This is a genomic window from Streptomyces sp. NPDC056948 (assembly GCF_042674225.1).
In the GTDB taxonomy this organism is placed as follows: Bacteria; Actinomycetota; Actinomycetes; order Streptomycetales; family Streptomycetaceae; genus Streptomyces; species Streptomyces purpurascens.
In genome coordinates, this window is record NZ_JBHUQX010000677.1 from 1 (window position 1) to 3,073 (window position 3,073).

The 3,073-nt window shown below is 76.7% G+C and carries 2 protein-coding genes; one reads left to right on the plus strand and one right to left on the minus strand.

Annotated features, from left to right (window positions below):
• Window positions 1–1,640: DUF6350 family protein (locus ACFTZL_RS43380; RefSeq protein WP_382595690.1), on the minus strand; the 1,640-nt coding region annotated here is incomplete at its 3' end.
• 96 nt (window positions 1,641–1,736) lie between these two features.
• On the opposite strand from ACFTZL_RS43380, the gene ACFTZL_RS43385 reads away from it, so the two are divergent.
• Window positions 1,737–2,978 (plus strand): helix-turn-helix domain-containing protein, encoded by a 1,242-nt coding sequence (locus ACFTZL_RS43385; protein WP_382595692.1) that lies wholly within the window; start codon window positions 1,737–1,739, stop codon window positions 2,976–2,978.
• The last annotated feature ends 95 nt before the right edge of the window (window positions 2,979–3,073 follow it).

Genomic DNA, 3,073 nt, shown 5'->3' on the forward strand with positions numbered 1-3,073 from the left:
GCACTCTTGGCGCCCCGGGCCGCTCCGGATTCCCCGGCTTCCCCGGCGGCTCCCGTGGCCCCGGCGCCCGCGGTGCGTCCGGCCCGCCCGGTGCCTCCGGCGGTCCCGGCTCCGGCCGCTCTGCCGCGCGCGAACCAACCGCCGCGGCGGCGCTTCCCCTCGGCCTTGCGGGCACCCCCGGCCGTCTTCTCACGCTGCCTGCCGATCGCCGGCTCCTCGGCCCGGGGTGACCGGCGGCGCCAGATTCCCACCCCGACCGCCGTCGGGACCGCCACCAGCGTCAGCCACGCCAGGGTCGCCGCGCCCACCTGCCACCACACCGGCCCGAAACGGGCCAGTACGGCGACCCCGAGCGGCCCGCCCGCCAGCGCGGCGAGCCCCGCGAGCACCGCCGCGCACAGCAGCGCCGCCAGAGCGGCGGCACGGGCACCGCGCCACGGCGACCAGCCGGCGTCCCGCCCGCCGCCCGGCTTCGTCCCGCCGCGCTCTCCGGAGGCCGCCCCCTTCGCCACGGTCCGGCCCATCACCACCCCGGCGACCACCGGCACGGCCCCGGCCGCCCAGTGCAAGAACGCCCCCTGCCCCGCCTCCGGCACCGCCGCAAGCAGCGGAAACGGCGGCAGGAACGGCGGCGGCGCGGAGGACAGCGGGCCGACGACGTGGCCGGCGCCGAGAGCGAAGCCGGGACCCAGGGCGTACGAGGCACCCCACACCGCGGCGTTCGGCACCAGGGCCGTGCACAGCAGCAGGACCGCGAACCGCCCCGACCACCCCTCGGTCAGCCGGAGCCACGACGTCTGGGCCTCCGTACCGTGCACCACCAGCGACACCGCCACCAGCAGCGCGCCGCCCCCGAGCAGCACCGCCACTCCGGCCGCCGCGGCCCGGGCGGCGACACCCGGGCGCTCGTCGGGGCCGTAGACCAGCGGCCGCAGACCCGCCGGCAGCACCCGCAGCACCCGCAGCAGCCGCCGCAGCGGCCCGCCCGGACGGCCGTACGCCGACCACACGCCCACCCCCGCCGTCACGGCGGCGACCAGCGGCACGTACACCCCCGTCCACAGCCACGACGGGCGCAGCACACCGCCGGCGGCGAACAGCGCGGCGGGCAGGGCGACGGCAAGATAGCCGAGGACGACGCCCGTCCACGCCGTACGGGCGTCGACCAGCGGCGGCCCCACGCCCTCGATGTCCTCGGCGTCTTCGGGGCCCTCGAGGTCCTCGACGGTCGCGATGGCCATGAAGCCGCCGGCGTCGTCGTCCCCGTCCCCCGCCCCGCCGTCCGTGGCGTCGCGTGCCGCCCGGAGCAGCAGCCACACGGGCAGCGTGAGCAGGAGCAGGGGCGGGATGCCCACGGGGGCCGGGACGCCGGAGAGCGTGTCGACGCGGACCAACTCGGCTCCGTGGGCCAGCAGCCACAGCGCCGCCGTGATGTGCAGCACGCCGCCGGGCCCGCTGTCGGGGTACGGCGAGGTGATCCACAGCATCATCACCAGCACGGCGAACCACGCGAGCCCCAGGCCCGCCGCCACCGCACCACTCACGAGGGCGTCGCCCAGTCCGGGCGAGCGGTCGCGCACCCGGGTGAGCAGGAGCGCCGGCAGACGGCGGTGAGCGGTCATCTTGATCACGCTGGCCATGCTCCCAACGACACGCGCTTTCCCGTCGTAACAGGCGAACCACCGTTGTGTCGCTCAATATACGTTTATGTACTTTTCCGTACCCAGGGGCGTCCTGTGACCCAGAGCCCTGCCCTCCAGCTCCCTCCGCCCAAGGAACGCCGACGCCTGCGCGAGGCCGCCTCGCTGACGCGGGCTCAGCTCGCTTCCCGGGTGGGCGTCACCAGCGAGACGGTGCGCGGATGGGAGACCGGCCGCGCGACGCCACGCGGCCGGAAGGGGGAGAAGTACGCGAGGCTGCTGAACTCACTGGGCGCGGGGCGGGAGGTGACGGAGTCTCATGTGAGCGTCGCCACGACCGACCGAGGCAGGGCCTCCGCCCGGGGCAGGGGCGCCCGCAGCCGCCCGCCCGCCAGGGACCGGGACCGCCCTCATGTCGCCGACCGGGGCCGCGCCCCCGCCCCCGACCGCGGCCGCACCACCCCCCGCGTCACCCTCGCCGACCTCAGCCGGGGCCCCGGCCGTGCGAAGCCCCCGCACCGGCCGGACGACGCGACCTCCGCGCTCGCCCCTGAACAGGCCTTCGACGCGCTGTACGCCTTCTGCGCCCCCGCGCTGGTCCGGCAGACCTATCTGCTGACCGGGCGCCGTGAGCTGGCCCGGGAGTCCGTCGAGCGGGCCTTTCAGATCGCCTGGCACCGCTGGCCCGAGGTGGCCCGCGACCGGGACCCGGCGGGCTGGGTGCGCGCGGTGGCGTACGAGTGCGCGCTCTCCCCGTGGCACCGGCTGCGGCCCCGCTACCGGCACCCCGAGCCGCCGCCGCCCGACGTGTTCGACCGCGCGCTGATGGATACCCTGCTGAGGCTCCCGCCCTCGTACCGCCGCACGCTGCTGCTCTACGACGGCGTCGGCCTCGGCCTGCCGGAGACGGCGGCGGAGACGGAGGCGAGCACCCGCGCCGCCGTGAACCGGCTGATGCACGCGCGCGAGGCGGTCGCCGAACGGCTGCCGGAGCTGGCGGACCCGGAGGTCCTGCACTGGCGGCTGGTCGAACTCGCCTCCACCGAGCGGCTGCGGGCCGCCAAGCCGCTGGTGGTGCGGCAGGCCGGGGAACGCCGGGCCCGTCTCTGGACCCGGGCCGCCATCGCCTTCACGGCCCTGCTGATCGGGACCACGATGCTCACCGTGCGTACGGCCCCGACGCGCTACGAGCCGCCGGTACCCCCGGGCGAGACCGTCCAGGGCGTGCCGCCACCGATCGCGCCCGGACCGCTGTCGGAGTCGGAGCGGGACCTGCGGAGCAAGCTGCGCAAGGAGCAGCAGCGGGGGCCTGACCGACTGATGCCGCAGCCGCGGTGACGGCGGCTCTCGGGGTTTGCGTGGCTTGCGCGGCTTCCGATTCCGTGAAGCGGCGGCTTGTGAAAACAGCGGTGGGCCCGCCCCCGTGCGGGGAG